Below are 22110 nucleotides of genomic sequence, written 5' to 3'. Positions count from 1 at the left end.
AACAGGTTCTCGTGGACTATATCAACGGCGACCCGGACCGGCCCATCGTGACGGCGTTCGTGCCGGACGTGAACAATATGCCGGCGTGGAAGCTGCCTGAGAATCGCGCGCTCTCGGGCATCGTCACGCGCAGCCTCGGGCGCGGCGCCACGACCAACCATCTCGCGTTCGACGATAGCCAGGACCGGCAACAGGTGCAGCTCGCCAGCGACCATGCGAATTCGAGCCTGAGCCTGGGCTATATCACACGCATCGAGGGCAATGCGGGGCGTCAGGAAGCCAGAGGCGAAGGGTTCGAACTCCGCACCGACCTGTGGGGCGTTTTGCGGGCGTTCGGCATGCTGATAACCACGTCTATCCGCGAAAAAGCGGCTGGTAAGGTCAAGGACATGGGCGAGGCCATCGCTCGGTTGACAGGCGCGCGTGACATCCACGAGAGCATCGCGCAGCAGGCTCGGCGGCACGACGCTCAGGACGCAAAGGGCGATCAGGCCGACGTAACCGAAGCCATGAAGCGCGCCAATGCGGAATTGCGCGGCAAGGGCAGCGGTGGCGCAGATGAGTTTCCTGAGTTCGAAGCACCGCACCTGACGCTCTCCAGCGCGGCGGGTATCCAGTCGACGGCGGAAGAGAGCACGCATATTGCGAGCGAAAAAGATACGGCGCTGACTGCGGGCAGACATCTATCCTTCGCGGCGGCCGAATCGTTCTTCGCGTCGGTGCGCGGGAAAATCGCGCTGTACGCACAAAAGGCAATCACGCTCATTACGCCCGGGGGAATCTACATCGAGTCCCGTGATGCCTTTATACGGCTGATCGCGAATGAAGTGGCCGAAATCATCTGTCGCAAGGGCTGGCTCAAACTGCAGTCGCCCGTAGGGATCGAATTCCAAGGCGGCGCCTCAGTTGCACGGCTCTCCGACGACGGGTTCAAAGTCTATACTGCCGGCCGCGTCGTGCTGCACGCAGCAGACCACTCGACGGATGATCCGGTCAGCAGGCCTGTCGATTTTCCAGTCACATCCGATAACCCCGGCAAGCTCGCGGCCCATCATGTGCTTGTAGAGAGCGGTGGTGGTTTTACGGTCCCGAATCAGCCATACCGTCTCACGCTGGACGATGGGCAAGTCATCCAGGGCGTCACGAACGAACTGGGCGAATTGCAGATGGCGACGAGTAACGCCGTGTCGTTCGGCATGATTGAATTCATGTCGCAGAGCAGCCCCGAGGACGTGATCGGTATGACAAAGATATCGGTCCATCGGGACGCAAGTCTGCCGCCTCCGCCACCACCACCCGTTCCCGCGCAGCGTACCGCGCAGATCGGCGGCAAGGCTATCAGCACACCCGGCGAAGGTCCGACCACGCAGGGACAGCCCGCGCGCTATATAACGTGCGATCCAATGAATTTTGGGTTACGGCGCTATCGCATCCTGAATGACGCGAAGGCTGAACAATCGCCCGCAGACCGAAGGCGATCGAATATTGAATACCCGGTTGCCAAACAGTACACAGCTGCGGTAAAGCCAAAGCTGATGGATATTAACTGGATCGATCTGGATGGGAAGTCTGCGGATGATATGCAGGCGATTGTCGCGCCTGCCGTGCAGGAGGCCCTGTGGGCTGCCCTCCAGGATGGACCGTTTGGTCTGCCCGCTGGGACTTCAGCCGATGCTAAGCCTGGTGCAATGCCAGCCATAGAGATCATTGGGCCAGCAAAGGCACCGAAGTACGGTATGGAACCGACAAATGAGGGAGGGTTTATTGCAATCTATTGGTCGGTGGCTGTGGCCCAGTTTCGTATCAAGAACATCATCGACAGGCTGAGGAGCGACCGCAACGATTTCTGGATCACGGAACTCGCCGTAACGCTTTATCACGAGGCGAGGCATTGTCAGCAAAATACTGGATTATTTCCCTCTTCAATACCTATCCGGGCGACTATCGAAAATTTCCGAATATGGAGAAATACTACAAGCTGACCGTAGAAAAACGTGTCTATGCCATTGCATCGAAGCAACCCTTTCCGAACGATGAACGTGTGCGCATTGAAATGCATCGCATGCTGGTATTCGAATACTACTGGTCGATTGTCAACCGCCCCAGGGATGCGGCCTATGACTTTGTCGCTATGGACCTCGACGTTGTACAAGATGAGGTCTGCAAAATGCGAAACGTTAAACCGGAGGTCGCACTAAAGATGGCACAACATAACCCGGGATACCGAAGCCATTTACATGAGGAGGATGCGTATGCCTCTCAGAATATTGTGCGTGACTACTGGTTCAAGCCTGATACTCAGTTTCTGTGGAACCCCGGCGCTTGCACAGACCAGTATGTCAACACCCTTAAAGACGTCGGAGCAATCTGAAATGTATCGCACCGTTAGCGACGTTCAGCGCAACATCATCTTCCGCATGCTGGATGAGGTCATGGCAATCATGCGTGACGACAAGCCGTTTGACCCCGATGATGGAACATTTGGCAAGATCCGGAATACCAGGGCTCAGCCGGGTTATCCCGGCATGTTCTATTCCTTCAAAAATATCTCGATTCCACCAGCAACGATAGAGTTCGTGACTGCATCTAATCCCCTCGACTATTCCGAAGACAGGACGAGTGTGCCTGTCGTTCCAATTCATTTTAAGCTGAATTTTGACCCGCCAATTGACAACTTGACCGAAGATGTACTGAAAAAGCGGCTCGATCTTGCCGATTACTGGATTGACCGGGATGGAGTAAGGCACGAAGGAAATGAAATGCCGCCCCCAGGGCCCGGCTTGCTCCTGAAGCCCTACCGATACCGCGCGAAGACGCAAGCCGATAGTCGATTCCCTGTCGATGTCGAGATTGTTTTTGGCCTTCCAACAGGCGATGAACCGAAAAGCCAACTCTTTTTCCTCACCATCGAGCGCGCCTATGCGCTCGTCACGCCTGAGGATCGCAAGAGAATGCGCGAGGAAAAGGAGCAACGCGTGCGCGAGCTGTACGGCAAATCGGACGCCGCCAAATGACCCCGCGCTTCGAACATACGATTTCGCGGCTCGACCATGCTGCATCGCCATCGGGCCGTGGGAAGCCCCCCGCCGCGCGAGCAACGCCAGGCTAAACGCACAAAACCGGCGTAGCACCTCAGACCGACGACTGTCCTCACCCCCGCGAATGCTGCGCTCCCACCTCCTCGAGATCCAGATCCCGCTCGACCCGATGCAGCATCTCATCGTTGATGCTGCCGGCCCGGTGCAGCCGCAGGACTTCCGCACGGCCCGCGTGCACGGCGGCGAGCACGACGTCGTAATGAGCGGTGCGGATGTCGCTCGGCAAGCTCGTAGCGCTTTCGAACGAACGCGAGAGCCTGACCCGATAGGTGTATTGCTCCAGCAGGCGCGGGTGGATCACACTGCCGTCCGGCGCGTGCACGAGCGGCTGAATGGCTTCGAACTGCACCTCGAATAGCCGTGCCCACACTTGCGGCTCGGTGAGATAGCCGGCCGCTGCCTCGGCGTCCTGCAGCGGCCTCACGAGGCGAATCAGCGGCCCGATGGTGAGGCCCTGCAGCAGCACCGTGAAGAGGATCACGGCGAACGCCGCGAACAGGATGAGGTCGCGCCCGGGCAGGGCGGCGGGCAGCGTGAGGGCGATCGCGAGCGTGACCACGCCGCGCATGCCCGCCCAGCTCACCACCGCAGCGGAGCGGAAATCGGCGTTCTGTACGCGGCGCGGCGCGAGGCGATGCGCGAACAGGCGTATCGTCTCGAGCCCGAAGGCCCACACGCAGCGCGAAAGCACCACTGCCGCGACCACGGCGAGCGCGGCCGGGCCGAGCTGCGCGATGGCCTCGCCCGCGCCGCCGAGCCGCGAGATCACGCCGCGCAGCGAGAGCCCGATCAGCACGAACACCAGCGCTTCGAGCACGAAGACGAGCACTTGCCAGAATGCGGTGCCGCGCATGCGCACGCGAGCGGAGAAGACCTCGTGCTGATGCCAGCCCAGATACATGCCGCAGGTGACGGTGGCGATCACGCTCGACACGCCGGCCATCTCGCCCGCGATGTAGCTGAACCATGCGGCGCTCACGGCGGTGGTGATGATCAGATAGTCGTCTTCGAGCAGGCGCAGCAGGGTGACCGTGAGGTAGCCCACGCACCAGCCCACGGCGATGCCGCCGAGCGCAAGCCCCGAGAAGCTCAGCAAGGCGCCCGACTTGCTGAACGCGCCCGTGAGCGCGGCGGCCACGGCGAGGCGGAATAGCACGAGGCCCGCTGCGTCGTTGAGCAGGCTTTCGCCTTCGAGCAGGACCATGAGGCGGCGCGGCAGCGCGAGCCGCTCGAGCACGGCGCGCGCGGCCACGGCGTCGGGCGGCGAGACCACCGCGCCCAGCGCGAAGCACACGGCCCACGGCAGCGAGGGCGCCACCCAGTGCGCGACGAGGCCGACGGCCCAGGTCGTGAACGCCACGGCGCCAATCGCGTACAGCAGGATCGGCGTGATATGGCGCTTGAAGTCGGCCCAGACGAAGAAATAGGCGCCGTCCATCAGGAGCGGCGGCAGGAACACGATCAGGACGAGATCGGGGTCCATGACGACGGGCGGCAGGCCCGGCGCGAACGCCATGGCCGCGCCGCCCACCAGCAGCGCGGCGGCGGGCGGCAGACGCAGGCGCTTGGCGAGCAGTTCCAGCGCGACGATGGCGATGAGCGAAAGCAGAACGAGCTTGAACGCCGACACTGCCGACATGGTGGCTCCAGTGAGAGGCCGGATCGATGCGATGCATCGGCTGGGGCACCCACTGCAATCGCCGCCCCAGCCGTCCCGGTCAGCCGCGCGAGCGCGCGGCTTCAGCCCTCGGCAAGAATCTGCTTGATGGCGTTCTCGAAGGTTTCGACGGGTTGGCCGCCGCTCACCAGATACTTCTGATTGAAGATGATGGCCGGCACCGACTGGATGCCCATGGCCTGCGCGTGCTGTTCTTCCGCGCGCACCTCGTCGGCATAGGCGCCGCTTTCCAGCACGGTGCGCGCCTGATCCGCATCCAGTCCCACCGATTGCGCGGCCTGAACCAGCATGTCCTGGTCGCTCGTGTCCTTGCCTTCGCCGTGATAGGCGCGCAGCAGCGCGAGCTTGAGCGGCAGTTGCTTGCCCTCGAGGCCCGCCCAATGCAGCAGGCGATGGGCGTCGAAGGTGTTGTAGATGCGCGTGCGCGGCCCGAACGTGAAGCCCACGCTGGCACCGCGCTCGCGGATCGCTTCTTGCGTCTCTGCAATCTGCTCCGGCGTGCGGTGATATTTCTTGCCGAGATAATCGACGATGGTTTCGCCGCCGGGCACCATGTCCGGGTTCAGTTCGAACGGGTGGACGGCGATGGTTGCGTCGACGCTGTCGCCGAGATTCTTCAGCGCCTGCTGCAGCGAGGAAAGGCCGATCGCGCACCAGGGGCACGCGATATCGGAGACAAAATCGATTTGAAGCGCTGGTTTCATGGCTTTTCCGGTGGAATGAAGGGGCGGGTGGCGCATCGGCAATGGCGATGCGGCTCACACCGGCGGGCACACGGAATTCTCGCACGGCTCGCCAAGCGGGAGCGTGGACGCGCACAAGCGCCCGCGCGCCCGCATGGCGAGCTACGTTAGCGCCTAGGCATTCACATTCACGACGAGCCTGCCACGCACGCGTCCTTCGAGCAGGTCGCTCGCGGCCGGTATCGCTTCGGCGAGTCCGATCTCGCGCGTGATCGTGTCGAGCGCGCCCAGATCGAGCGTCTCGGCCAGCGCCTGCCAGGCTTGCTGGCGCTCGGCGAAGGGGCGCGTGACGCTGTTGACGCCGATGAGGCTCACGCCGCGCAGGATGAACGGCGCGACCGTGGCGGGCAAGTCCATGCCTTGCGCGAGGCCGCAGGCCGCCACGGCGCCGTCGGCGCGCAGGCTCGCGCAGACGTTCGCGAGCGTGTGGCCGCCGACCGAGTCGATGGCCGCCGCCCAGCGCTCTTTTTGCAGCGGCTTGCCCGGCTCGGAGAGCGTTGCGCGGTCGATGACCTCGGCGGCGCCGAGCTGCTCCAGATACGCCGCTTCCTCGCGCCTGCCGGTCGACGCCACGACGCGATAGCCGCGCCGGGCCAGCAGCGCAATCGCGAAACTGCCGACGCCGCCACTCGCGCCCGTCACGAGCACGTCGCCGTGGCCCGGCCCGATGCCGTAGCGCTCGAGCGCGAGTATGCAGAGCATCGCGGTATAGCCCGCGGTGCCGACAGCCATGGTCTGCCGCGTGCTCAAGCCCGGTGGCAGCGGAATCAGCCAGTCGGCTTTTACGCGGGCCTTTTGCGCGAGGCCGCCCCAATGCTGCTCGCCCACGCCCCAGCCGTTGAGCACGACCGCGTCGCCCGCGGCATAGCGCGGGTCCGCGCTCTGGACGACCGTGCCGGCGAAATCGATGCCGGGCACCATCGGAAAGCTGCGCACGACCGGGCTCTTGCCGGTGATCGCGAGACCGTCCTTGTAGTTGAGCGTGCTGTATTGCACGTCGACGAGTACCTCCGCGTCGGGCAGGCGCGCTTCGTCGAGCTCGGCGATGCGCGCCGAGTATGATCCGGATTCCTTATCAACCAGAATGGCTTTGAACATGAGTGCCTCGTCGATGAAACGAAAGGGAAACGGGCACCGGGCAGCACGCTTTGACTATGGCGTGGAGTGAAGCCCGGCGATGAAACCTCGGAAGAACGTGTCGAGCGGCGCGCTGTCTCGCACCAGCCGCGCGCGCAATACGGCGCCTTCCCAGCCGATCCAGAAGAACGCCGCGAGCGCGTCGAGATCGGCCTGCTTCGAGATGGCGCCTTCGCGCTGTGCGTCGCGCAGGCACGCGACCACGCGCGCCTGCCAGCCTTGCAGGGCGCTTTCGAGCCGCTCGCGGAAGTCTTCGGGGAGCACATCGACCTCCACGCCGAGGTTGCCGACGAGGCAGCCGCGCGTGTAGCCATGGCGCGCCATGCCGGCCTTGGCGTTTTCGACGAAGGCGCCGAGCCGGTCCAGCGCGGGACGCGTCTCGTCGAGGAGCCAGCGGTCGAGCTTCGCGCAGAAGTAGGCGTCGTACGCGGCCATCAGCTCGCGGCCAAACGCCTCCTTGCTCTCGAAGTAGTGATAGAACGAGCCCTTCGGAATGCCCACGCGCTTGAGCACGGCGTCGAGCCCGGTGGCCGCGAAGCTCTGCCCGGTGAGCATTTCGAGGCCCGCGCGAAGCAGCAATGCACGTGTGTCGCCGTGCACGCGCGGGTCTTTCGGGGGTCTGCCGCGGCGCGGCTTGATGGTCGGAGCGTCCATGAACGCGATATTAGACCGATCGTCTCTAAAATTCAATACGCCCGCATTCAAGGCGTCCAGCGCTGCACGATCACGCTGGTGCCGTTGTAATTGTCCTTCGTGATCACGTACTGCCCGCTCGAGGTCCGATACGCGCGCAGGCCGTACATCGAGTCCACGTCGTTGCCCACGTCCACCGTGCCGGGGTTCGCGTTGATCAGCGTGGTGACCTGCTTGCCCGTCGTGAGATCGAACACATCGATATTCGGCACCGTGTGCACGTAGCCGACGAACAGATAGTTGCCCGCCGCCGTGATCGATTTCGGATTGGCGCTGGTGAGGTTGATGACCGGATTCGGCGTGCGATTGCCCGACGCCCAGCCGTGATACACCTCGATATGGCCGTTCATCGCGGTCCAGTCCCAGTTCCCGGCCAGCCCTTGGGCGAGGATCATCGTGTCGCTTTCCGGCTGGTAGACGATGCGCGTGATCGGCCGCGCGCTTTGCGGCGTCGAGAGGGCGATGGCGGGGCCCCATGAGGGCTTGCCGTTGCCGTCGAAGCCGGTGAGCGGGTAGTGATAGATGTGGTTCGTGCGGTTGAGGCCGGCCCACACGTCGCCCTTGCTGTCGATGCAGAAGCCGCCCGTGACCGCGATCGAAGTATTGAACAGGGCGCCGGGCAGCGAGCCGTCGGGAATGGCGATGTAGCCGCTCGCGGGATTGAAGTGGAAGAAGTAGAAGATCGCGGGGTTCTGGCCCGACGCCACGAGGATGCGGTTGCCGCCCACGGAGACGAGCTGGCCGAAGTGCTCGTCGCGCTGGGTGTCGTTCATGTTCACGCGCGGGTCGTTCGGGTAGGTGAACGGATCCACCGTGTTGGCGACGAAGGTGCCGCCCGCCGTGCCCGTGAAGATGTCGGTGCCGCTGTAGAACAGCGTGGCATCGGTGGCCGGATCGGGCGCCGCCACGCCCTCGAAGTTCAGCGCCTGCAGCTTCCAGAGCAGATTGCCGTTGGGATCGTAGGCGTGAATGTCGGTGCCGCCGTTGCGGCCCAGGTCCCAGGCGCCGCCCCATGGATTGTTGAGCACGTAGAGGTTGCCGGACGTGTCCTTGCCGATGCCGGTGATGCGCGTGAAGCGTTTCGCGCCCACCTGGCCTTTGGTGCCGGTCGTGGTGTCGAGGTAGCCGCCCTGCACGCCGAAGGTGCCGGTCAGCGTGGGCGTGCCCGCGAGGCTGTAGAGCTTGATGTTCATGTCGGGGCCTTCGTCGCCAACCATCAGCAGTCCTGTGGATGCGTCGAAGTAGAGCGCGGAGGGCTGCGACCCCGCGGGCATCTGGATCGTCTGCAACGGCGCGCCCGTGGGGCTGAATCCGCTGATGGTGCCTGCGCTCTTTTGCGCGACCCAGACGTTGCCTGAGCTGTCGAGCGCGAGCGCGCCCGGGCTCGCGATGGCGATGTCGCGCTGCCACGCGCCGTCGGTCGTGAAGACGCGCACGCGGTTGCCGAAGAAGTCGCTCGCGTAGAGCAGCGAGTTTTGCGTGGCGAGGCCCGTGATGGCGTCGGCGCGGCTGACCGCGTTCCATGTGCTCACGTTGATGGTGAGATCGCGTTGGCCGCTCGCGCGGTTGTAGCGCCCGACCGTGCCGCTGCCATAGGCGGTGCCCGCCTGCATGGCGGCAAAGACCGAGGTGAGGTTGCCGGTGATGGCGCCGCCCTGGAATTCGTTGTGCAGCCCGATCGAGCCCAGGCTCTTGCCGTTCTGGTAGATGGCCATGCCGCCCTCGTTCTCGTCCCAGAACGAGGCCGTATAGATGACGCCTTCGGGCGCGACCCACATCGAGCGCGCGCCATTGCCCACGTGGGCCGCAAGCGTTCCGTAGGTGTTGGCGAGCCAGTCGGTGGTGTATTGCTGTGCCTGTGCGGCAGGCGAGAGCGCCGCGAGGGGCGTGGCGAAAATCGCGCTCAACAGCAGGGCGCACATGCGCTTGTTGTTCTTGTTCATGGAAAAAACTCCTGATGCGGTGTGGCTGAATAGCGTCGAGGGTCGAGGCTTGCGGCGCGGGACGTTGGGTAATGCGTGATGCATGTTGCGTGTCGAAATAAGCGGCTACGGTTGATCTTTATGGATGTTTGTGTCGTCTTTTTTAATCGTCGTCTGGATTCTCGTTTTCAATTCAATTGCGCAGGCGGCGGGGCAGCAGCAATTGCCGTGCCCGGGGCGACGGCGCGGCCAGGCAGGCGTTTCCGTCGAGCGTTCTGTGGATTTTCCGCGCTTATTATTTGGAATTAATTCATTGCGCATGACGGGTATTTTTTTTATTGCATTTCACTTGCGCGCAGAATTGGGCGAGTGCCGGCATTCACATGCGGGCCGGCTCGCTCGTGGCTCGAAGCCGATGGGATTTTTCATGTGATGAAACGACATCAGAATGATGCAGCGGAGCGAGCCGTTTCGATGCAGAATGCTTGCTTTTGGCAGGTCCGGCCATAGCTAGGGTCTGTTCACATTAGAAACAGGCTTGCGCTGGCCACCAGAAGGGCCGAGCGCGAGGATTGCGACGAAGCGAATACTCGATGTATTCGTGAGGAGCATGACGCGGCGATCGGCCCTTCTGGTGGCCAGCCCCTGGATGGAATTGGTTAATATTGGGGAACGTGCCTTGCCGGGCGCATTGCGGCGTCGCGCGCCGCTTGTTTGGCTCGGCCAAACGGCGCGCCGCGCTCCTTGCACTGCACCCGGCAAGGCACGTTCGCAAGCCTGTTTCTAATGTGAACAGACCCTAGGCATCTATGTCAGGAAACAGGGACGCAAGCCAGTGAAAACGGAATTCGTCGAAGCGAGCAGTGCCCGCCCGGAGCTGCTTTGCTACCTTGTGGCCATTGCCGCGTCGTCTTACGCGTTGACGCAGGAATGGCGCGTCGATCATGTCGTCTCGTGCTGCCGCGAGTGGCTGCAAAAGGGCGGCTTGACGATGCATTGGCTCGACCGGGTGCGCCTCGGCCAGCTTGCGCTCAAGATCGCAAGCCACGATCTGCTGGGCGCGGGCATTGCCGTGCGCCTCTCCAGCGTCTCGGTGTTATTTACAAACGACATGGAACTCAACGAGGCGTCGACCATGGTGCAGCGCATGATGTTGCTGTGTAACGACGCGCTGTAAAGGCCTCGTAATCGCTTCGTTTGCGCATTGCATGCAGGGATCGGCGGCACGATGCGGTGCGTGTCACGCCGCTGGCGGCGCGAACCGTTCGAGCCACGCCCACGGAAAGATGCCCCGGTCGTGGCCGTCGCTGAAGACGAGTTGCACGCCATAGCCCATCGGGACCATGGCGCTCAGCGTGAGATTGTCATGCGCGGAGTCGTCAGGTAAATCGCTCACGTCCCCATTCATGTGCCCACCCAGGCGCGCGCGGCGGCAGCCCGCGCAGGGGCACGCGCGCCGCAGGCTCGCGAGCGGCAGGCGCTGGCGCTCGCCGCCTGGCCATACGAGCGTGAGGGCGCCAGATTCGCTCAGAATTTCGATGGGCACGTTCATGGCGCGCCGCCTTCGAGCCGCGCCTCGAGTTGCTGCAGGGCGATGCGCACGGCCTTGCGCACTTCCGGATCGCGGTCGTCGAGCGCCGCGCGCAACGGTGCGAGGCTCGTTGCCGATGGCAGCTCGCCCAGCGCGAGCGCCGCCTCCTTGCGCAAGTTGCTGATCGGATGCGCGAGCAGCGTGCTCACGGCGGCTGCGGCGTGTGCGTCGCCGAGGCGGCCGAGCGCGCGCGCCGCGCGCAGGCGCACCTGCCAGTAATCGTCGGCGAGTGCGTGGATGAGCGCGTCGCGCGCGGCGGGCGTGCGCAGCTTGCCGAGCGTGGTGGCGGCTTCTTCGCGCACCTGCCAGTCGGCGTCGGCGAGCGCGTGCAGCAGTGCCGCGCCGGCATGCGTATCGTCCGCCGCGGCGAAGCCGAGCGCGCCCGCCGCGGCGCGCCGGACCGCGTCGTGCGCATCCACGGTGGCGAGGGCCGACAGCGGCGCCACGGCGCGCGCGTCCTTGAGCCAGCCGAGCACGGCTACGGCTTCGAGGCGCACCTCGGCATCGGCGTCGGCGAGCGCGGCCAGCGCGGGCTCGAAGGCCGCTGCGTCGCGCAATTCGCGCAGGCTGCGCAACGCCGCGCGCCGCACGAACGGCTCGGGCCGCGTCGCCCAGCGCCGCAGCACACGCGCCGAAGCCGGCTCCTTGAGTTCAGCGAGCGACTGCTGGGCCGCTTCGCGTACGGCCGGGTCAATGTCGAGCAGCGTGGCGCACAGCGCTTCCACCACGTCTTCCTGTTCCCACGAGGCCAGCACGAGCGCCGCCTCGCGGCGCACGTCGGGCGAGGGGTCGTCGCGCAGCGCCGCGACGAGTGGGGCAATGAGCGCGGCGTCTTCAAGATCGGCGAGATCGAGCACGGCGATGCGGCGCACGGCGGCGTCGTCGGCGGAGAGACGGGCGAGCGCGCCGGCGGCTTCAGGAGGCGCCGCGTTCGGGTATGCGGAGGATGTCATGGCTGAATATCGATATGGAATCCGAAGTGATGGGGTGCGATTGCGCACGCGGATTGCGTCTTCCCTCTGCTAGCGCAGCAGATACGGAATCTCGACCTTCACAGCGCCGGTCGGGCAGTCGCGCTCGCAGGGCATGCAATACCAGCATTCGTCGAACTGCATATACGCCTTGCCCTTCGTCACGTCGATGGCGAGCAGATCCAGCGGGCAGACGTCGACGCATACCGTGCAGCCCTTGTCGGCAATGCAGCGCGCTTCGTCGATGGTGACCGGTGCGCTGCTGCGCTGGAAGATTTCGTGGGGCGTGTAAGACATGATGTTTTCCTCGTGGCGTTCGTCGAGTGTTGTGCGCGAGCGTGGGCTCAAAGCGCTTCTACGGGTTCGGGCGCGTGCTCGCGCTGGATGCGCATGCGGTTGTAGGCGCCCAGCTCCGCCTCGCTCACCGGCACGACATAAGGTGCAATGGCGCGCTTCTCGGAGCGCATGACGCCGCTTGCGTCCTTGCGCAGATCGGTGTGGCAGAACCAGTTGGCGTCGTCGCGCTGCGGATAGTCGACGCGGTGGTGATAGAGGCCCCAGCGGCTCTCGGTGCGAAACAGCGACGCGCGCGCGGCCATTTCCGCGCAATCGCGAATCGCGCGCACTTCGGCCGCGCGCATGAGTTCGTGCGGGTTGTTGGCCTTGATCGCGCCGATGTCCTCGGCGATCTCGTCGAAGCGTTGCAGGCCGATCTCCATCTTGCGCGTGACCTTGGGCGGCTGCAGATAGTCGTTCACCATGCGCCGCAGCTTGTATTCGACCTGAGCGGGCGCGAGGCCGTGCGTGCGCTCGAGCGGCGCGTGAATGCGCGCGCGCTCGGCGTCGATCTGCGCGTGGTCCAGCGGCGCGTGCTCGCGCTCCGCCACATAGCTGGCGGCGTCGTCCCCAGCGAACCAGCCATAGGTGAACGCGCCGAGCATATAGTTGTGCGGCACGGCCGCCATGTCGCCCGCGGCGTAGAGTCCGCGCACCGTGGTGCGCGCCCGCGAGTCGACATACACGCCCGACGCGCTGTGCCCGCTGCAAAAGCCGATTTCGGAGATGTGCATCTCGACCATCTGCGTGCGGTAGTCGGTGCCGCGTCCCGCGTGAAAGCGTCCGCGGCTCGGGCGCTCGTTGGTGTGCAGAATCTGCTCGATGGTCTGGATGGTTTCCTCGGCGAGGTGATCGAGCTTCAGGAACACGGGGCCGTTGCCGCTTTGCAGTTCCCGATAGAACTCCCACATCATCTGGCCGCTCCAGTAATCGCATTCGATGAAGCGCTCGCCCTTGCCGTTGGCGGTGAAGCCGCCGAGCGGGCCCGTCACGTAGGCGCAGGCCGGGCCGTTATAGTCCTTGATGAGCGGGTTGATCTGGAAGCACTCGAGATTCGTGAGCGCGGCGCCCGCGTGATACGCCATCGCATAGCCGTCGCCTGCGTTGGTGGGGTTCTCGTAAGTGCCCATCAGATAACCGGAGGCGGGCAGCCCCAGGCGCCCGGCTGCGCCGCAGCAGAGGATCACGGCCTTGGCGCGCACCACCACGCACTGTGCCGTGCGGCAGTCGAAGCCCATCACGCCGCACGCGGCGCCCTGCGCGTCGGTGAGCACGCGCGTGGTCACGATGCGGTTGGTGATGGCCACGCGCGCGCGCTTGAGCTGGCGGTAGAGCACTTTCTTGATGTCGTGGCCTTCGGGCATGGGCAGCACGTAGGCGCCCATGTGATGGACCTTCTTCACCGCGTAGTCGCCGTTGCCGTCCTTTTCAAACTTTACGCCCCAGCGGTCGAGCTGCTCGATGGTCGTGAAGCTGTGCTTCGCATAGGCGTACACGGCCTCCTGATCGACGATGCCGTCGTTGGCGATGGTGATCTCGCGCGTGTATTGCTCGGGTGTGGCGTGGCCCGGAATCACGGCGTTGTTCAGGCCATCCATGCCCATCGAAATCGCGCCGCTGCGCTTGACGTTGGCCTTTTCGAGCACCAGCACCTTGAGCGCGGGATTGCGCTCCTTCGCCTTGATGGCCGCCATGGGCCCGGCCGTGCCGCCGCCCACCACGACGATATCGTATTCGAGTATTTCGGTGTTCATTGCGTTGTCCTCACGGAATTTTCGTCTATGTGTGCGGCTTTCTCGCGATCGATGCGCAGGCGGTACTGGAACGCGTCGCCGCGAAAGTAGAGGTATTCGTAGTCGATGGGCGTGCCTTGCGCGTCGTGCGTGGTGCGCTCGATGCGCAGCACCGGGCTGTCTTGCGGCACGCGCAGCGCGTCGGCGATCTCGTCGTCGGCGAGCATGGCGTCGATCGACACGTCGGCGTGGCCGAGCGCGACGCCGCAGTCGTTCTCCAGAATCAGGAAGATGTCGCGCGAGGCCAGATCGGCGCCGGCCAGACGCTTGCCGAGCGCCTCCGGCACCCACGTGAGTTCGAGCGAGACGGGCTCGCGATTGAGCAGGCGCACGCGATGGATTTCGGCCACGCTCGCGCCTTCGGCGAGATTCAGCTTCTGTGCGACGTGCCGATCGGCCTTGACGATGCGAAAGTAACGAAGCTGGTTGACGATCTCATGGCCCATCGACGACATGGCTTCCGCGAAGCCCTGCAGCGAGGTCACGTTCTGAAACGCCTTGGGCTTCGACACGAAGGTGCCTTTGCCGTGCAGCCGGAAAACGAGCCCTTCCTTCTGCAGGTCGCCGAGCGCCTGGCGCACGGTGATGCGGCTCACGTCGAACATCGCGCACAGCGCGTGCTCGGAGGGCATCTGGCTGTGCGGCGCATAGGTGCCGTCGAGAATGCGCGCGCGCAGCGTCTCCTTGATCTGCGCGTAAAGCGGCTGCGGCGCGAGCGCGTTGAGGTTCGTGTCAGGCATGATCCACTTGTTATGACAAGATGGATCGCAGTGTAATCAGCCCCCTCGCGGGGGCCAACGAAGCATTTCTGCTAACTATTTTCCACGAGCGTGCGTTGCTTCTGTTCGAAGGCGGAAAGATCCGGGGCCGCCATGACATCGCGGAAGCGGGCGTAGTTCCAGGGCCAGCTCGCGGGCACGCCTTCGGCGTCGAGATACCAGCTGTTGCAGCCCGAGGCGAAGATCGTGTTCCTGGCGGCCGCGAGGCGGCTGGCTTCATAGGCATCGAGCGCATCCTGCTTCACGGAGATTTCCGTGCACTCGCCGCTGCGCAGCAGGTCGAGCAATTGCGCGATGTAGCCCCATTGCTTCTCCGCCACGTCGATCAGCGAGAAGTTGCCGACGGGGCTCGTCGGGCCATTGAGCATGAAGAGGTTCGGAAACTCGGGGATCGAGATCGCCAGGTACGCATGAGGCCGCTTGGCCCACACGTCGTCGAGGTGGCGGCCGTCGCGTCCGGTGATCTGCATCGGCCGCATGAAGCGGTCTGCGTGGAAGCCCGAGGCCAGCACCAGCACGTCGAGCTCGTGCACGGTGCCGTTGCGCGTGAGCACGCCTTCGTGGGTGACGGTCTCGATGCCGTCGGTCACCAGTTCAGCGTTCGCATGCTGGATCGCCTGATAGTAGTCCGGCGAGAAGATCAGGCGCTTGCAGGCGGCCCGATAGTTGGGGCGCAGCTTCTCGCGCAGCACGGGGTCCGGCACGCTGCGTTCGAGGTTCTCCAGCACGATCGATTCGATGATGGCGATTTCAGGCGAGGACGCATCAGCCACGGCCGTGGTGAAGCGCTCCACGTTGGCGAGATAGGTCTCGTCGTTCTGCATGCGCTTGAGCAGCGCCGGATCATCGCGAAACGCCTGCTTCTGCTCTTCGGTGAACGCGGGGTTTTCCACCGGCATGATCCATTGCGCGGTGCGCTGGAAGTGCTTGAGCTTGCCGGCGCGGCTCGCCAGCGCCGACACCAGTTGCACGCCGGTCGAGCCGTTGCCGACGATGCCGATGCGCTTGCCGTCCAGCGGCACCGAGTGATCCCAGCGCGCGCTGTGCAGCACGCGCCCGCCGAAGTTCTTCAGGCCGGGAATGTCCGGCATGCGCGGGTGGTGCAGCACGCCGGTGGCCGCGATGACCACGTCGGCCTCGTCGCGCAGGCCGCTGGCCGTTTCCAGATGCCAGCGCCCGTCGACGAACGCGCAGCGGGTCACTTCCTGACCGAAGCGAATCAGTTCGTCTACCTTATATTTTCGGGTCGTGCTTTCGAAGTAGCCCTGTACTTCGGCGCCCGGTGGCAGCTGGCGGGTCCACTCGGCGTTCGGCTCGAACGAGTAGGTGTACGCGTGCGAGGGGACGTCGCAGGTCAGGCCCGGATAGGTGTTTTCGCGCCACGTGCCGCCTACGCGCTCGGCCTTTTCGTAGATCGTCACGTTGCGGTATCCGGCTTCGAGCAGCTTGATGCCGCTCAGGATGCCTGACATGCCCGCGCCGAGCACGACGATGCGCAGATCGGAGTTGGAGGTGTTTTTCGTCATGATTGTTGTGTGTCCTTGTTCAGGGTAATTCGCATCAGGATTGCGTCGACGAGAGCAGGAACTCGACGGCGCGGTCGTGCGCTTCGGGTGCGCCGGCGCAATTGATCTTGTCGGTGCCGCCTTGCTGTTCGCTGTAGCGGCGCACGGTGCCTTCGATCCAGGGACCGTGGCGTCCGCACTCGCACGGCGCGTCCCAGCCGCCGAGCGTGACTTCGTCGCCGCTGACGAGGCCGCCCCAGTAGCTGTCGGGGAGCAGGTCGAGGTAAGCGAAGCGGCCGGTCTGACGGCCTTCGCGCGGCAGGGCCTTGCCGGTTTCGGGGTCCAGCACGAACGGCACGAGCACGGGCGGGACGTGATAGCGGCCGTGTTCGCAGCGGGGACAGCTGACCATCAGCTCGCTCATGCTGTAGAACTCGAACACGCGCTCGAAGCCGAGGAACGAGAAGATCCGTTCGCGGTAGTCGTCGGGCAGCGCGCGTCCCTTGTTGCCGCCGCCGCTCATCAGCACGCTCCCCGCGCCGAAGGCCGCGCGCACGCCCGAGGCCAGCGCTTCCCCGGCCCACTCGGAGAGGATCGGCCAGACCGCGAACAGGCAGATGTCCTGGCCGCCGAAGCGCTGGATCGCCGTGTCGAGGAATTGCTTCATGCGCTGCGGGCGCGCCTGTTCGCGCGCGGAGAATTCCTCGCGCCGCGCGAGCAGCGCCGGCGAGAGTTCCAGCCGGCCCTGCTCGCCGCGCGCCTCCGCGGCGCGCAGGCGGCCTGCCAGCGAGGCGATATCGGCGCTGAAATATTCGTCCGGATAGAGGAACAGCGCGTTGTCGTCGCCGCCGGCCCAGCGCTCGACCATCTGCGCGACGCCGCGATACGTCGCGCCCGCGCCGTGCCGGTAGCCCGGCTGCACCATCGGCATGCGCGCGCGGGACAGGTCGGGGCCGGAGTCCGCGCCGTGCCAGTCGCGCACGCAATGCGTGGTCAGCCGGTTCGCCTCGATCCATTGCGCTGCCGTGCGCGGCACGAACGAGAGCTTGCCGCTCGTGCCGAACGTGTGCAGCACGCGCAGGTCCGTGCTGTCGTCGAGCCGCTTGATCCAGGCGTCGATGCTGTCGATGCCGGCGTGATCGACGCGGCTCAGGTCGCATGCGGTGAGGCCGCTCAGCCAGCGCGTCAGCCGCTCGAACTGGCCGCGCTCGATGATCGAGAACGGATACGACTTGTAGACCGTATGCGGAAACAGCAGCGGCACCACGTCGTCGAGCGACGCGATGTGCGCCACGCCCTGTTCATCCGCGAGCTTGCGCAGCACGGGAATGCGCTCGCGCAGCGCGTCGAAGCGCCGTTGCGCGCCTTTGAGGTGGACGGCGTCGAGTTGCTCGCGCGTGAGGCGGAAGCCTTCGTCATAGCGTGCGTCGAGATACGACTTCGGGTCGTGTGTCAGGTTTTCCGCGAGCGTGGACATCAGGACTCCTGTGTGGATTGAGCGCCAACGGCAAGCTGCTCGAGCATCGTGGCGTCGCTGGTCTGCTCGACGATCCACTTGCACATGCGCCGCACCGGCTCGATGCCGTCCTGCGGCGTGGCGGCATCCTCGAAGATCGCGGCGGCGCCGAGCGACACGAGCCGCTGGGCGCCCTGGAAGGCGAGGCGGTCGCGCAAGCGGACTTTCAGCGCTTCGGGGTAGATGCCGATCGTCTGCGTGTAGGCGTTGACCGAGTGCACGGCCACGTCCACGTCGTCGACCGGCACGAGGTTCGCGACCCGGCAGGCGAGGGCGCGCGCGAAGTCGACCGGCGCGTCCGTGCGCGAGACGATGATCGCGCCTTCGTTGCGGCGGCCGCCGAACACCACGTATTCATCGCCGGCAAAGCGCAGGCCGTCGATCTCGTCCTTGAGCGCCGTGTCGAACGCCTTGTGCGGCGTGCTCAGGTGCGGCGGCAACTGCTGCAGCGCTTCGAACGTGAGGCGTCCGAGCTGTTCGATGCGCGCGAGCCCGCCTTCGTCCGTGCCCGAGACCACGTAGGCCACGCGCGCGTTCACGCAGCCCTCCTGGTTCATCGCGCCGATGTCGAGGGCGAGGCGCCGCGCGACGTGTTGAAGCGTTGCATCGCTGGCGAACGCTTCCGCGCCGATGAGTGTCGCGCTGTGCTTGGGATCGAGCGTGATCAGGTCGAGCCCGGGCTGCAGGTAGCGGGAGATGTGCTGGATGCTCGCGAAGCCGCCCCACGCGACGATCTTCTCCACGGCGCGCGGATCGTAGATTTCGCGCTCCACGCGCTCGTCACCGCCTTTCCAGTACACGACGCTCAGATGGCGCGTGAGCGGATGATCGGGCGCCATGTCGACCATCGTCTGCGCAATCGCGGTGGCCGTGAGCGGATCGTTCGACGGCGTCTTGACGACGGCGTCCGAGCGCGTGAACGCATTGCGGATCACCGTGCCTACGCCCACCATCGGCACGTTGCCGGCGATCACATGCACGCAGCGCGCGCCGAACGCGCGGATGCGCGTGGGCTCGCCCGCATGCACGGTGGACGGTTGCGGCACCCATCCTTCCAGATAGTCGATGCCCACGAGCCGGTCGGCCGTTTCGCGCACCACGGCGGGCAGAAACGATGCGGGAATCGCTTCGTAGAAGGCGCGCAGGATCGACTCCGAGAGGCCGGAAGTGCGTCGCGACAATTCAAAGGCGGCCTGCAGGTGCGCGTTGCGATGGATGTCCAGGCGCTCGCCGAGGCGCGCGAGGTAAGCGACGATGTCCTCGAAGCGCAGCGTATGCAAATCGGCCATCTGCGAGGGATTGCGCAGCAGCAGGCTGGACAGGTGCGGGATCACGTCGGGCACCGTGAAGCGGACGCCGTCGTGGCGCCCGCCGAACTCCAGAGCGCAGTCGTCCAGCACCTGGCCGCGAATGACGATCGGCACGCGAAAGGTCGTGGGCATCAAATGACTCCTTCAAGCAGAGGGACCGTCGCTGCCGGCGCCTGCGAGCTGGCCCGGCGGTGGAGGACGCGCGCATCCACGGTCTCGATGTCTGGCGTGCCGAGCAGCGCCAGCGCGCGGTCGATCTCCTGGCGCAGGATCTCCAGTGCCCGTGCCGCGCCCGACTCGCCGCCCGCCGCCACGCCGTACAGGCCATTGCGTCCCGTCATCACGGCCGTGGCGCCCAACGCTCTGGCTTTCACGACATCCACGCCGCGGCGTACGCCGCCATCGAGCAGGATGACGGCGTCGGGGCCGAGCGCGTCCCGTATCACCGGCAGGACCTCGAGCGCGCTGACCGCGCCGTCGAGCTGGCGGCCGCCGTGGTTGCTGAGGATCACGCCATCGGCGCCATGGCCGATGGCACACCGCGCATCCGCCGCCGAGAGGACGCCCTTGACCAGCAGCCTGCCGGGCCAGAGCGAGCGCAACCACTTCAGGTGTTCCCAGGTGACCGAGGGGTCCATGTTGCGTCCGAGCGCGACCATGTCGTCGACGACGCTCGCGGCTTCCGGGGGCGCCAGTTCGCGCAGGTTGGCAAAGCGCGGCAGGCCGCCGTGCCGCACGATGCGCCAGAGCCAGCGCGGGTGCGCGAGGACATCGAGGCGGTTGCGCAGCGTGAGCTCCATGCCGGCGCGGTAGTTGCGCCGGTCCCATTCGCGGCCGCCGGAAACTTGCACGTCGGTGGTGAGCACGAGCGCCTCGAACGATGCCGCTTGCGCGCGCGCGACCAGGCGGCGGATGAAGTCGCGGTCCCGCACCCAGTACAACTGCATCCACAGTCTGCCGCCGGCCTCGCTCGCCACTTCCTCGAGCGGCACGTTGGAGGCCATGCTCAGGGTGAACGGCACGCCGGCCTTGGCTGCGGCTCGCGCGAGCGCGACGTCGGCGCGCTCGCTCAGCAAGCCGTTGAAGCCTGTTGGGGCGACCACGAGCGGGGCGGCCACGGAGCGCCCGAACAAGTCGACCGCCAGAGACCGGTTCGAGACGTCGACCAGCGTCGACGGGACCAGCGCCAGATTCGCGAAAGCGTGCCGGTTGCGATGCAGCGTGACTTCGTCCTCGGCACCGCCATCGACGTATTCGAAGAGGAAACGCGGCAGACGCCGTCGCGCCATATGGCGCAAATCCTCGATGGTGAGCGCGCGCGCAAGATCGCTGCCCGCGTAATGACGTCTGCCGTTCATTGTGTCTCCGGGATTCGCCATGGTCTGTCCGCCCGCGTCAGCCGAACATGCGGATGGGTTCGAGGCTGTCGAGGTCGACCTCGATCAGATACGGCCCGTCCATGGCCAGCGCCGTTTCGAGTGCGTGGGCGAAGGCATCGGCCGAGCGGACCCGTGTGCCGGGCATCCCCATGGCGGCAGCCAGCGCGACGAAGTCCGGCGTATGCAGCTCGACCGCGTACGGCCGTCCGGTGGTGACGCGCTGCAAGCCCTTGAGCACGCCGTAGCCGCTGTCGTTGAAGACGCACAGCACGAGCGGCGCGCGCGCCTGCACGGCGGTGGCGATTTCCGCGAGATTGAGCATCACGCCGCCGTCGCCGTGGATGACCAGCGTCTTCTTGCCGGTGCCGAGCGCCGCGCCGATCCCGAGCGGCAGCGCTGGGCCGATCGCGAGCGAGGTGCTGTAGTGAGCGAGGCGCGGGCCGCGGATCGCCAGCAGGTAGTTGCCCCACGTGTTGGCGGTGATGGTGGCGTCGCCGACCACCGGGCTGCCGGCCGGGAGCCGGGTCTCGATCGTCTCGACGATGCGCTGGTGATCGGGCCCGATCATCCGGCTCACGGTCTGCTGCAGCGTATGGCGTGTCTCTTGCGCGAACGCGGCGAAGGAGCCGTCCACGTCGATGGGCGCAATGCGTTTCAGCAAGCCCTCGATGGCGAGCCGGGCATCGGCCACCACGGCCAGCGCGGCCGGATAGTTGCGGCCGATCACGCCCGCGTCGGCGTCGATATGGACGAGGTTCTTCGGCATCGGCTGCTGCCAGTACTGGCTCGCGAGCGCCTGAAAGCGCGTGCCGATCGCGAGCACGAGGTCCGCTTGCGAGAGCAGGTCGTTGAAGGCGGGCAGATGGGTCTGGCACCCGACGTAGAGCGGATGGCCGGCCGGCAGCACGCCGCGCCCGTTGACGCTGCTCACGACCGGCGCGCCGAGGCGCTCGGCCAGCTCGAGCACGGCATCGGCGGCGTTCGCGCTGACGCAGCCGCCGCCGACCCAGAGCAAGGGCTTGCGGCTCCCGGCGATGCGCCGGGCCACGGCGTCGAGCTGCGCCTCGTCGGCCGGCAGCGGCGCCGGGGCCGTGTACGCATAGGTCTCGTGTGGCAACGGCGCCAGCAGGAGATCGGTGGGAATCTCCACCGCACCCGGCTGCGGGCGTCCCGTGCCGATGTCGGCCATCACGCGATGGATCGTCGCGGCGATGTCGCGCGCATGCAGCACCCGCTCGCTGCGCCGCGTGACCGTGCGCAGCATCGCGAGTTGCTGGTCGGCGTCGTGGATAAAGCCCTTGCCCTTGCCCAGATAGCGCGTATCGACCTGGGTCGTGAGCAGCAGCACCGGCGAGGACGCGAAGCCGGCCTCGTACAGGCCGTTGACGGCGTTGACCGTGCCGGGCCCGGTGCTGACGATCGCGACGCCGAGCTTGCCGGTGGCGCGTGCGTAGCCATCGGCCGCGTGCACGGCCCCCTGCTCGTGGCGCGTGCCGACGACGCGAATGTCGCCGTGGCGGCATAGGGCATCGTAGAGGCCGAGGTTGTGCTGGCTCGGGATGCCGAAGACGCACGATACGTCCGCGGCCTTCAGCGCGTGGTAGACGGCATCGCCGCCGGTCATCGTCGCCATGGAAACGTCCTGGGTGGGAGGAGCTT

The 22110-nt window shown here is 65.6% G+C and carries 20 protein-coding genes; 5 read left to right on the top strand and 15 right to left on the bottom strand.

The window, feature by feature from the left end:
* The 3 genes from BO1_RS51165 to BO1_RS51160 form a co-directional block, all read left to right on the top strand.
* Positions 1 to 1982, top strand: a 1982-nt coding sequence (locus BO1_RS51165) for a type VI secretion system Vgr family protein (protein WP_218002805.1), incomplete at its 5' end; no start/stop codon positions are given.
* Positions 1961 to 2371, top strand: coding sequence for a hypothetical protein (locus tag BO1_RS56375; RefSeq protein ID WP_156992260.1), 411 nt, complete (start codon positions 1961 to 1963; stop codon positions 2369 to 2371). The genes BO1_RS51165 and BO1_RS56375, both read left to right, overlap by 22 nt.
* A 1-nt stretch (position 2372) precedes the next feature.
* Entirely contained in the window at positions 2373 to 3014 is a 642-nt protein-coding gene (locus BO1_RS51160; protein WP_052409469.1) for a hypothetical protein, read from the top strand.
* A gap of 136 nt (positions 3015 to 3150) precedes the next feature.
* Here BO1_RS51160 and BO1_RS14730 read toward each other — a convergent pair whose 3' ends face one another.
* The 5 genes from BO1_RS14730 to BO1_RS14710 all read right to left on the bottom strand — a co-directional run bounded on the left by BO1_RS14730 (position 3151) and on the right by BO1_RS14710 (position 9292).
* Positions 3151 to 4737, bottom strand: a complete 1587-nt coding sequence (locus BO1_RS14730; protein WP_028218199.1) for a Na+/H+ antiporter — start codon at positions 4735 to 4737, stop codon at positions 3151 to 3153.
* Positions 4738 to 4838: 101 nt separating this feature from the next.
* A complete protein-coding gene (locus BO1_RS14725; RefSeq protein WP_028218198.1) occupies positions 4839 to 5480 on the bottom strand; it encodes a DsbA family oxidoreductase in 642 nt (213 codons plus the stop codon).
* A gap of 153 nt (positions 5481 to 5633) precedes the next feature.
* Entirely contained in the window at positions 5634 to 6617 is a 984-nt protein-coding gene (gene acuI / locus BO1_RS14720; RefSeq protein ID WP_028218197.1) for an acrylyl-CoA reductase (NADPH), read from the bottom strand.
* Between the two features lie 54 nt (positions 6618 to 6671).
* The gene (acuR, locus tag BO1_RS14715) at positions 6672 to 7310 is read right to left on the bottom strand and encodes an acrylate utilization transcriptional regulator AcuR (RefSeq protein WP_043284900.1); all 639 of its coding nucleotides are present in this window, start codon (positions 7308 to 7310) and stop codon (positions 6672 to 6674) included.
* Positions 7311 to 7357: 47 nt separating this feature from the next.
* Complete coding sequence (locus tag BO1_RS14710; protein WP_028218195.1) at positions 7358 to 9292, bottom strand: SMP-30/gluconolactonase/LRE family protein; 1935 nt, start codon at positions 9290 to 9292, stop codon at positions 7358 to 7360.
* Positions 9293 to 9416: 124 nt separating this feature from the next.
* On the opposite strand from BO1_RS14710, the gene BO1_RS59130 reads away from it, so the two are divergent.
* The gene (locus BO1_RS59130; protein WP_156992259.1) at positions 9417 to 9704 is read left to right on the top strand and encodes a hypothetical protein; all 288 of its coding nucleotides are present in this window, start codon (positions 9417 to 9419) and stop codon (positions 9702 to 9704) included.
* Positions 9705 to 10106: 402 nt separating this feature from the next.
* Positions 10107 to 10448: a hypothetical protein gene (locus BO1_RS14705; RefSeq protein ID WP_028218194.1), complete on the top strand. Its 342-nt coding sequence runs from the start codon at positions 10107 to 10109 to the stop codon at positions 10446 to 10448.
* Between the two features lie 63 nt (positions 10449 to 10511).
* Here BO1_RS14705 and BO1_RS14700 read toward each other — a convergent pair whose 3' ends face one another.
* The 10 genes from BO1_RS14700 to BO1_RS14655 form a co-directional block, all read right to left on the bottom strand.
* Positions 10512 to 10823 (bottom strand): DUF971 domain-containing protein, encoded by a 312-nt coding sequence (locus BO1_RS14700; protein ID WP_028218193.1) that lies wholly within the window; start codon positions 10821 to 10823, stop codon positions 10512 to 10514.
* Positions 10820 to 11815 carry a HEAT repeat domain-containing protein gene (locus BO1_RS14695; RefSeq protein WP_028218192.1) on the bottom strand — a complete coding sequence of 332 codons (996 nt, stop codon included), beginning with the start codon at positions 11813 to 11815 and terminating at the stop codon, positions 10820 to 10822. The genes BO1_RS14700 and BO1_RS14695 overlap by 4 nt, the downstream gene beginning before the upstream one ends.
* Before the next feature lie 69 nt (positions 11816 to 11884).
* Positions 11885 to 12130 carry a 4Fe-4S dicluster domain-containing protein gene (locus tag BO1_RS14690; RefSeq protein ID WP_028218191.1) on the bottom strand — a complete coding sequence of 82 codons (246 nt, stop codon included), beginning with the start codon at positions 12128 to 12130 and terminating at the stop codon, positions 11885 to 11887.
* A 47-nt stretch (positions 12131 to 12177) separates the two neighbouring features.
* Complete coding sequence (locus tag BO1_RS14685) at positions 12178 to 13923, bottom strand: fumarate reductase/succinate dehydrogenase flavoprotein subunit (protein WP_028218190.1); 1746 nt, start codon at positions 13921 to 13923, stop codon at positions 12178 to 12180.
* Entirely contained in the window at positions 13920 to 14702 is a 783-nt protein-coding gene (locus BO1_RS51155; RefSeq protein WP_043284897.1) for a GntR family transcriptional regulator, read from the bottom strand. The genes BO1_RS14685 and BO1_RS51155 overlap by 4 nt, the downstream gene beginning before the upstream one ends.
* A 71-nt stretch (positions 14703 to 14773) precedes the next feature.
* Entirely contained in the window at positions 14774 to 16267 is a 1494-nt protein-coding gene (locus BO1_RS51150) for a flavin-containing monooxygenase (RefSeq protein WP_043284895.1), read from the bottom strand.
* A gap of 34 nt (positions 16268 to 16301) precedes the next feature.
* Positions 16302 to 17723, bottom strand: a complete 1422-nt coding sequence (locus tag BO1_RS14670; protein WP_028218189.1) for a long-chain-fatty-acid--protein ligase — start codon at positions 17721 to 17723, stop codon at positions 16302 to 16304.
* Positions 17723 to 19204, bottom strand: coding sequence for an acyl-CoA reductase (locus BO1_RS14665; RefSeq protein ID WP_028218188.1), 1482 nt, complete (start codon positions 19202 to 19204; stop codon positions 17723 to 17725). The genes BO1_RS14670 and BO1_RS14665 overlap by 1 nt, the downstream gene beginning before the upstream one ends.
* Entirely contained in the window at positions 19204 to 20430 is a 1227-nt protein-coding gene (locus tag BO1_RS14660) for an alpha-hydroxy acid oxidase (protein WP_043284893.1), read from the bottom strand. The genes BO1_RS14665 and BO1_RS14660 overlap by 1 nt, the downstream gene beginning before the upstream one ends.
* Before the next feature lie 37 nt (positions 20431 to 20467).
* Complete coding sequence (locus tag BO1_RS14655) at positions 20468 to 22084, bottom strand: thiamine pyrophosphate-binding protein (RefSeq protein WP_028218186.1); 1617 nt, start codon at positions 22082 to 22084, stop codon at positions 20468 to 20470.
* Between the last annotated feature and the right edge of the window lie 26 nt (positions 22085 to 22110).

Origin of the sequence: Paraburkholderia oxyphila NBRC 105797 (assembly GCF_000685075.1) — a bacterium.
In the GTDB taxonomy this organism is placed as follows: Bacteria; Pseudomonadota; Gammaproteobacteria; order Burkholderiales; family Burkholderiaceae; genus Paraburkholderia; species Paraburkholderia oxyphila.
This window is presented reverse-complemented; position numbering and strand designations above follow the sequence as displayed.

Excerpts from the sequence above, each read along its gene's own strand:
- acuI (WP_028218197.1), bottom strand. The coding sequence starts at position 6,617 with ATGTTCAAAGCCATTCTGGTTGATAAGGAATCCGGATCATACTCGGCG.
- BO1_RS51150 (WP_043284895.1), bottom strand. The coding sequence starts at position 16,267 with ATGACGAAAAACACCTCCAACTCCGATCTGCGCATCGTCGTGCTCGGC.
- BO1_RS14690 (WP_028218191.1), bottom strand. The coding sequence starts at position 12,130 with ATGTCTTACACGCCCCACGAAATCTTCCAGCGCAGCAGCGCACCGGTC.
- BO1_RS14655 (WP_028218186.1), bottom strand. The coding sequence starts at position 22,084 with ATGGCGACGATGACCGGCGGCGATGCCGTCTACCACGCGCTGAAGGCC.
- acuR (WP_043284900.1), bottom strand. The coding sequence starts at position 7,310 with ATGGACGCTCCGACCATCAAGCCGCGCCGCGGCAGACCCCCGAAAGAC.
- BO1_RS14665 (WP_028218188.1), bottom strand. The coding sequence starts at position 19,204 with ATGCCCACGACCTTTCGCGTGCCGATCGTCATTCGCGGCCAGGTGCTG.
- BO1_RS51155 (WP_043284897.1), bottom strand. The coding sequence starts at position 14,702 with ATGCCTGACACGAACCTCAACGCGCTCGCGCCGCAGCCGCTTTACGCG.
- BO1_RS56375 (WP_156992260.1), top strand. The coding sequence starts at position 1,961 with ATGGAGAAATACTACAAGCTGACCGTAGAAAAACGTGTCTATGCCATT.
- BO1_RS59130 (WP_156992259.1), top strand. The coding sequence starts at position 9,417 with ATGTTTGTGTCGTCTTTTTTAATCGTCGTCTGGATTCTCGTTTTCAAT.
- BO1_RS14700 (WP_028218193.1), bottom strand. The coding sequence starts at position 10,823 with ATGAACGTGCCCATCGAAATTCTGAGCGAATCTGGCGCCCTCACGCTC.
- BO1_RS14660 (WP_043284893.1), bottom strand. The coding sequence starts at position 20,430 with ATGAACGGCAGACGTCATTACGCGGGCAGCGATCTTGCGCGCGCGCTC.
- BO1_RS14685 (WP_028218190.1), bottom strand. The coding sequence starts at position 13,923 with ATGAACACCGAAATACTCGAATACGATATCGTCGTGGTGGGCGGCGGC.
- BO1_RS14670 (WP_028218189.1), bottom strand. The coding sequence starts at position 17,723 with ATGTCCACGCTCGCGGAAAACCTGACACACGACCCGAAGTCGTATCTC.
- BO1_RS14725 (WP_028218198.1), bottom strand. The coding sequence starts at position 5,480 with ATGAAACCAGCGCTTCAAATCGATTTTGTCTCCGATATCGCGTGCCCC.
- BO1_RS14730 (WP_028218199.1), bottom strand. The coding sequence starts at position 4,737 with ATGTCGGCAGTGTCGGCGTTCAAGCTCGTTCTGCTTTCGCTCATCGCC.
- BO1_RS14710 (WP_028218195.1), bottom strand. The coding sequence starts at position 9,292 with ATGAACAAGAACAACAAGCGCATGTGCGCCCTGCTGTTGAGCGCGATT.
- BO1_RS14695 (WP_028218192.1), bottom strand. The coding sequence starts at position 11,815 with ATGACATCCTCCGCATACCCGAACGCGGCGCCTCCTGAAGCCGCCGGC.
- BO1_RS51160 (WP_052409469.1), top strand. The coding sequence starts at position 2,373 with ATGTATCGCACCGTTAGCGACGTTCAGCGCAACATCATCTTCCGCATG.